Here is a 7693-nt window from a genome sequence, read left to right on the forward strand (position 1 = left end):
CTGCGGTCAGTTGCTTTTGACATTAGCAGGTTTCAAGAAGCTATCGACTATAATAGGCAGCAGAGCATCCAATGTAATGGGGGCATTGAACGCTGAAGCATTTTTGTCTAGATAAAATACCCGGTTATTCTTAACGGCTGGAAGCCCATTCCACAATACAGTTTCATACATAGGGCTTGTATCCTCCGAGCCAGTTGCTTCCGGAGATGTGAAGATATAGTCGCCGACAACCTCCAGCACCTGCGGCTTGAATTCTGCAATCTTCGCATTCCAAGCATCCACCCACAGCTTAGCTTTATCTTCGCGATTCGCTAACTTACCGAATGCTATTAATTGTTCTTTATAGTTTTTTTCGCCGTAATTCACCGTTACTACTGGTGCGATTTTGCTTATTTCCTCCAACATTTCCGTGCCTTTTAGAGCAATGATGAGGTCGGGATTCAATGTGACTATCTTTTCGATTTCAAAGCCGCCGGGGGACCCTATATCCTCTATACCATCTATCTTTCCCTTATAATAGGGATTTCCCATTGTCATTGACGGTGCGCCTACAGGATTGATGCCAAGCGCCATGAAATGCCCTACATATGCATGAGTCAAAACAACAATTCTCTGTGGATTCCTGGGAACCTCGACCTCACCATCGGCGCCTGTGTACATGACGGTGGAAGAAGCTGTCGGAGCCTGGTTCGTCTCGCTTTGCCCGGTATTCCCACTTGCTTCAGCGTTGGTGCCTGTTCCCGTGTTGGCAACGTTGTTATTACTATTGACCGTGCCTGAGCATGCGCTAAGCAGAAGAGTAAGGCTTAGCAGAAGTGTTAATGCGGTTGAATGTTTTCTATTTCTGATCAATGCAAAAGCTCCTTTATCCGTATATTGATAATCATTATCACTGCGATTATTAATATAACGTTTAAGTTTGCGGGGAACAATGGATGATCTTAGCATAAGGAATGGATTATGCTGCTTACTATTCGAATTTCGGCAAAATTGACGATAGTGAAGAGGGGAATACCCTGTTTGCTTTTTAAAGATCCGGCTGAAATAATACACATCCGAATAGCCGATGCTCAAGGCTACTTCTTGCAGCGGTGCATCAGTGTCCTTAAGTAGGTTTCTGGCTTTGCTAATCCGCAAACGAATCATATATTCAATGGGACTGCAGGATGTACGCTGCTTGAAGGTGCGTGATAAATGGCTCGGGCTGCAGTCCAGCATCGATGCCAGCCATTCGAGCGTGAGCTGTTCAGTGAAATGTTCATTCAAATAAGCTAGCAATTGCTCAGCAGGATCAGCTGGAATGATACGAACATCCTGCTCGCGCAACTGGCGAATAAGCTCATATATAAATTGGTAGAACAACGTCTTCGCATGAAGCAGTTCGAGATCGCCTGGGGTTTGCCATTCACTTGCGGTACGCTCAATTTTTTCAAACAGTGACAGGGGATACAAAGGAGCGTATCCGTACTGAACCTGCCAAGGATTGCCCTTAGAAATGATATTGTGGATTTCTTGGCTTGTCTGTGGCGGCAGCCAAGCCTTGTACAAAACCAGATAAAAGTCGAATCGTTCTTGCATCGGCTGAATACTCATGTACATTCCTTTGCCTCCGTGCAGCACGAACATACGATCAACGAGATACTCCGCTCCGTCTAATTTGATCTGTGCGGAGCCTCGTGCTGCAAAGAGAAACATGTTGGCGGGCAGACGATAAGCCATTAATGCATCGTTGCTCGATATTTTTGTATATCTGATATCCATTAATTTAATAGAAGCGGATGTCCATAATAGGATAAGTTCGTTCAGCTTCACTCCGTCACCACCCGTTTACGATAAGTTGATTCTGCTGCAACATCACTCTTCATATTACTGATCATCATTCGGATGTGCAATGACACTAGTGGATAAAGAGCAGATTGTAATGGTATCTATAGCTTAACCTTCATTAACAAGGAGCTGCTGCTTTTAAATTCACGGGAAGATCTCAGGTTCATAATTAAAGTGTGGAAACCATACTCGATTTTTGCACAGTACAACGCTTTATCCTCTTCACAGCTCGTCAATTGCAAATAGGCTTATTAATGGATAAGAAATGACAGGCAGGGTTCTTCTTCGGAGGCATCTATGTCTTTTTTTCTGTGTTGACAGATTTAAATAATATATTTATATTATATATTACTAGAATAAATAATTTTATTTAAAATAATTCTAGTACAAAAAACAGAGGAGTGAAAGTATGCATATTTTTTCAATCGTGCTTCAAAGTGTTTTAGCAATTGGGTTTCTGATGTTTGGTCTAAGTAAGTTTGGCAGCAAACAGATGGTGGATGAATTCAAGAGGTACAAGCTTTCATCGGCAATGCGGATCTTTACGGGATTAGTAGAAGTCATCGCCGCAGCTATTATTTTTATTGGCATATGGAACGATGCATACGCTGTGGTTGGCGGGGTATTAATGGCAGTTACGATGTTTTTTGCGGTTCTTGTCCATTTGGTTCGTGTCAAAGACCCAGCAGCCAAAGCAATGATGCCTATCATTCTGTTTGTTCTTGCCTTAGTCGTAATCTGTTTGAACTGGAACTCACTATAAGGGAAGAAGCTGGAGAGTAAGCTTAAGGAAGAGCAATTCCCTCAGACATGTCAGGATGGTGCAAAAGTTTGAGAAGGATATTCAACCCGTCAATATGCGTATCCATCCGCTCTTAGGGAGATAGGATACGCATGGTTGAAACCGAGGTATCTGCTGCATTTTATTATTCTTTTTTTCAAGATAGCCAGATAAGGTGGTAGAAGAATGACTGATCGCGATGCTGAGGGCAAGGCTCTTGATCTGAAGCTTTCAAGGGTAATGAGAAAGATAATAAAAACACTATTCGGCAGCCTGGAACGAAACATTGACAGTTACAACCTAGATAGGGAAACCTTTCAAATTCTTGAGTTGCTCTACAACAAAGGACCGCATTCCATTAAGAAAATAAGCGAAGCCAATTCGATTCCAAGCGGGAGTATCACCTATGTAGTTGATAAACTGGAGAAAAAGAGGTTTGTGGAACGGCTTGCTGCACCGGATGATCGACGCAAAACAAATGTAGCTTTATCCGGGGAAGGACGAAACTATTTCGACACAATCTTCCCCAAGCATGCGCATTTCATCTCGGACAGCTTGTCATTTGCGACAGACGAGGAGAAGCTCGAACTCATTCATGTGTTGAAGAAAATCGGACACGGCATCAAGAATCGTGAGAACAATGATAAAAATGAGGGATCGGACTTTTTTGAAATATGGTATTAATTTGATTATGAAGGGGATTTAGAAATGGAAATAGGTGTAGATACGTTTGTCGAAACAACGCCGGATGTTCTAACGGGCGAGACGATCAGTCACGCGCAGCGGCTGCGAGAAGTTGTGGAAGAAATTGCTCTTGCCGATCAGGTTGGATTGGATGTATTTGGCGTAGGCGAGCATCACCGCAAGGAATTTGCGGATTCGGCGACAGCTGTTGTGCTGGCGGCAGCGGCGTCCTTGACGAAAAGGATACGTTTGACCAGCTCGGTTTCGGTGCTTTCCGCTGCTGATCCGGTACGTTTGTTTCAGCAATTTGCCACACTCGATGGTTTATCAAATGGACGTGCCGAGATTATCGCAGGTAGAGGCTCAATGGTCGATGCGTTCCCATTGTTTGGATATGATTTGCAGGACTATGATGAACTTTTCGAGGAAAAACTGGAATTGTTATTAAAATTAAGGGACTCGGAGAAAGTATCTTGGAAAGGAGGGCATCGCCCTGCCTTTACGAATCTTGGTGTGTACCCGCGCCCGGTTCAGAACCCTTTGCCAGTATGGATCGGCAGTGGAGGGAATGCGGAATCGGTCATTCGAGCAGGGGTGCTTGGATTGCCGCTTGTTTTGGCGATTATTGGTGGAAACCCTATGCAATTTGCGCCGCTTATACCGCTTTATAAAAATGCTGCTGCCCGTGCAGGACATGATGCTTCGAAACTAAAGATAGCCGTACACTCACTTGGATTCGTTGCGGAGAGCACTTCACTTGCGGTCGACAAATATTTCCCGCCTACCCAAGCCTCGTTTAATTATTTCGGTAAAGAGCGTGGCTGGGCGCCATATACCCGTGCAAACTTTGATGCATCCCGCAGCTTGGAAGGTGCACTTTACGTAGGCGATCCCGAAACGGTGGCCAACAAAATCATTCAAATGCGCAAACATCTAGGCTTCACACGATTTTTCTTGCATTTACCCATTGGCACTATGCCGCATGAGGATGTTTTGAAAGCTATTGAGCTTTTGGGCAATGAAGTCGCACCGCGCGTTCGGGAAGAGGTAGCAATATGGGAAGCGGAGGAAGGGATTTCGAGATCATAAGCCTTCCAATTGGATAATGAATGATTTGGCGGTAATTTTACAATATTAACTTTCAGACGAAGAACAAATACAGGCGGGGTATAGATTAGATGTTATCTTGCATAAACCGCTGACAGGAGGAAGAGTTATGGGAATACTTGATAATAAGATTGTGTTGATTACCGGCACTGGCGGAGGTCTGGGGCGCGTTGCGGCGTTGGCGTTTGCTCGAGAAGGTGCAAAGGTGGTCGGGTGCGACATAAATGCAGATGCCAATAATGAAACGGTCGAACTCGTACGACGCTCTGGCGCTGAAATGACAGGCATTGCTCCGATTGATCTCACCGATCCGGAACAGGTTCAGAAGATGGTTGAGGATGCCGTATCTGCTTATGGAGGGCTTGATGTCGTGTACAACAACGCAGCTATACAATATTTCGGCCCGATGCCCGATTTCTCTATCGAAGACTGGCGGAGAACGATCACCGGCGAACTCGACATTCCCTTCTTTGTGTCGAAATTCACATGGCCGCATCTGGTGGAGCGCGGTGGCGGTGTTATCATCAATGTCGCATCCATGGCCGGCATGATTGCTGGAGAAACCCCTCCGATGGTCGGTCACAGCGCGGCAAAAGCTGGAGTTATCGCAATGACGCGGCAATTCGCGCTTGAAGGCGCACGCCACGGTATCCGTGCCGTAGCGATTAGTCCTGGACCTTTCCTAACCCCGGCGAGTGACCGAGACCTCGGTGACAACCAAGCAGCTCGGGACGCGATCACCAAAAAGACGCTTCTCAAACGCTTCGGTCAACCCGAAGAGCTCGTGGAACTCGCGGTATTCATTGCTTCTGACCGGGCATCCTACATTACAGGCGCCAACTACGTAGTCGATGGCGGTGCGACTGCTTGGTAAAGCTCGTTTCACGGTGCGAAAATGATCATCATGCAAAATAAAGCGTGAAATTGGATATTACGATTAACGGCATTGAAAACAGCATCGTTAAGCAGGTTGTCGAAAAAGCTTATGAAATTTGATTTGTCTTTATTACAGAGCGGTCCAAGACAAAATCCAAGTAGAAACGAACGTTGCCAGTTGAAATCGCAAAATAAATTTTAGACGGGGTCCAATAAATAAAGCAGCGACAGAACAAGACTTGATAAATAAAGTCTTAGACTGCCGCTGTTGTTGTTCCATTCTCTACCAAAAAAATTACTGAACATGTAATTCCGATTTGGCATCATTTTGACTTAAAAATTTCATTAAATCATTACTCAGCTGCACGATCTCATTGTTAGCATTATTCGCATAATCCGGCAACATCATATCCCTAACCATTTTAGTTCGTAGCCATGTCATAAAGAATAGATCCAAAAATAAGTTTGGAAATTTAAACACCATTTTAAGCATTGGTGGGTCAATTGAAACGCCAGCTTTTTGTACTGCCCTTAGATACGCTTTTAAAGTGACTGTTATTTTGCGTGCCGTCTTGCTGGTTCTGGCTGTTTTTTTGTCAATTGCCTTATTCTCAGAATGCAAAACGCTCAACATGGCAATGTCTGATACGGAATGTGTAATTAGATACGCTTGCATATCCTTTTTAATAACGTAGGGAAGCTTTGCTCTTTTAAATAATTTTGCGAGGTTCTCTATGCGTTCTGTCACTACACCATTAATTTCTCCAAATGCAGTTGCCGCTATAACTTTTGGTAGAAATCGAGCATGCAATACTCCATCTTTAATCTGTCCGCCGAAGCCGGGAAAGGCTGGTAAAAGTCTATCCCCTACGATATCCAGCCACGAAGAAAATCCAATTGAATTACTAGTCATCGTTACTATGTTTTTGCTTTGATTATCTTTTAGCGCTATCAACGCGGATTCGGACCGATCATAACGAACGGTAACGAAAATAAAATCGTATACATCGTCATTTTCGAGCGTATCAATGACATTCACTTGTATCGATCTAACTGTACCTTTTTCTTTATATTGCAGGCCATTTTCTCTTAATGATTTATATCGATTAGACTGTGCAAACAGGCTAACGTCATACCCTGCTTCAATAAGCTTAATTGCGTACATGCTCCCGATGACACCTGCACCAAAAATTAAAATTCTAACTTGTTTTGCAGACATTAAAACCACCCCCTGCTTATTAACATTTCCTTTTGACCACCAGACAACATGTTGTATGATGTGATTGTAAATCTTTATTATTCCTTGATCAACCATCAGTTTTTTATTATTTGTCGGATGATATTCTTAATCGCTAGCAGGAGGGAAACATGAATAAGCAACCCCAAATAACGGAGAAAACAAGACAAAAGTTTGTAGAAGTTTTTTGTGAGTTATATAGCCAAAAGCCGATTGAGAAAATTTCGGTTCAGGAAATTGCGAATAAGTCAGGCTATAACCGCAGCACCTTTTATCAATACTTTACTGACATTTACGAATTGTTAGACGCTGTTGAAACTGACTTATTGAATGACATGAAAAAAGATTTAGCGAATAAAGAGCTATCGATGCATACGGTTCAAGATACGCTCTATTGTCTGGACAAAAGAGAACATCTCTCTTTAGCCCCCTAAAGAAGTTGGACACTAAGAGTGTGAGTGGATTACACTAGTAGTGATAGGGGATGACAACATGACAAGAAATAAACATTCGAAAGAATTTAAACGGCAGGTTGTGAAAGAAGCCATAGAAACAGGGAATAAAGCGCTTGTCGCTCGCCGTTACGAGATAGCAGCCAATATGCTGCATCGATGGGTTAGGGAGTTTGAAAATGGGAAGTACGGCGAGACCACCCTTGATGCTGTAAGTGAAATTGATGCTAAGATAATGGCACAAGAAAACGATCAGTTAAAACGTTTACTAGGTGAACAAGCTCTAGAGATCGCCATTCTACGTGACTTAATAAAAAAGAAAAACCCTCATTTGCTGACAAAGTTGAAGTAGCAGACCACTATATTCATCTGGGCTACGCCATTACGCTCGTATTGCGATTGGTTAAGATCCCTAGATCCAGCTACTATTATCACAAATATAACAAAGTAGCCGTGAAAACAGTAAGTGAGGGGCGCCAAGCACCCGGTTATTCTTTGCAGAAAGATGGCGCTATAATACCGGACAGCAAAATCCAAGAATGGCTAATGGATCTTGTGGCTAAAGACGGTTATGCCTATGGCTACCGAAAACTCCCTTGGTACGATATGATTTTCTCACGAATGCTCGCTTATTCGCAGGATTTCGCCCGGTTGGATATAGATGAAAGACAAAGAGGGGGACTCCGTAGTAGACATCGGCAACATGAAGGCGCACGGGAATAGAGGGGA

At 43.6% G+C, this 7693-nt stretch carries 8 protein-coding genes; 6 read left to right on the forward strand and 2 right to left on the reverse strand.

All coding sequences use genetic code 11. The features are described 5' to 3' along the window. Nucleotides 1-6 precede the first annotated feature (6 nt). A complete protein-coding gene (locus FHS16_RS27130) occupies nt 7-1812 on the reverse strand; it encodes an AraC family transcriptional regulator (protein WP_183570114.1) in 1806 nt (601 codons plus the stop codon). 424 nt (nt 1813-2236) lie between these two features. On the opposite strand from FHS16_RS27130, the gene FHS16_RS27135 reads away from it, so the two are divergent. The 4 genes from FHS16_RS27135 (at nt 2237) to FHS16_RS27150 (ending at nt 5273) form a co-directional block, all read left to right on the forward strand. After that, the gene (locus FHS16_RS27135; protein WP_183570116.1) at nt 2237-2590 is read left to right on the forward strand and encodes a DoxX family protein; all 354 of its coding nucleotides are present in this window, start codon (nt 2237-2239) and stop codon (nt 2588-2590) included. A gap of 204 nt (nt 2591-2794) precedes the next feature. Beyond that, complete coding sequence (locus FHS16_RS27140; RefSeq protein ID WP_183570118.1) at nt 2795-3292, forward strand: MarR family winged helix-turn-helix transcriptional regulator; 498 nt, start codon at nt 2795-2797, stop codon at nt 3290-3292. Nucleotides 3293-3316: 24 nt separating this feature from the next. Then, nucleotides 3317-4381, forward strand: coding sequence for an LLM class flavin-dependent oxidoreductase (locus FHS16_RS27145; protein WP_183570119.1), 1065 nt, complete (start codon nt 3317-3319; stop codon nt 4379-4381). A gap of 127 nt (nt 4382-4508) precedes the next feature. Then, on the forward strand, nt 4509-5273 hold the full coding sequence (locus FHS16_RS27150) for an SDR family NAD(P)-dependent oxidoreductase (RefSeq protein WP_183570121.1): 765 nt from the start codon (nt 4509-4511) through the stop codon (nt 5271-5273). A 297-nt stretch (nt 5274-5570) separates the two neighbouring features. On the opposite strand, the gene FHS16_RS27155 is transcribed toward FHS16_RS27150, so the two are convergent. Continuing rightward, nucleotides 5571-6494, reverse strand: coding sequence for a ketopantoate reductase family protein (locus FHS16_RS27155; protein ID WP_183570123.1), 924 nt, complete (start codon nt 6492-6494; stop codon nt 5571-5573). Between the two features lie 149 nt (nt 6495-6643). Here FHS16_RS27155 and FHS16_RS27160 point away from each other — a divergent pair, with 149 nt between their 5' ends. Further along, complete coding sequence (locus FHS16_RS27160; protein ID WP_246431993.1) at nt 6644-6946, forward strand: TetR/AcrR family transcriptional regulator; 303 nt, start codon at nt 6644-6646, stop codon at nt 6944-6946. 58 nt (nt 6947-7004) lie between these two features. After that, a complete protein-coding gene (locus FHS16_RS27165; RefSeq protein ID WP_183570125.1) occupies nt 7005-7316 on the forward strand; it encodes a transposase in 312 nt (103 codons plus the stop codon). The last annotated feature ends 377 nt before the right edge of the window (nt 7317-7693 follow it).

Source organism: Paenibacillus endophyticus (assembly GCF_014192395.1).
Classification (GTDB): domain Bacteria; phylum Bacillota; class Bacilli; order Paenibacillales; family Paenibacillaceae; genus Pristimantibacillus; species Pristimantibacillus endophyticus.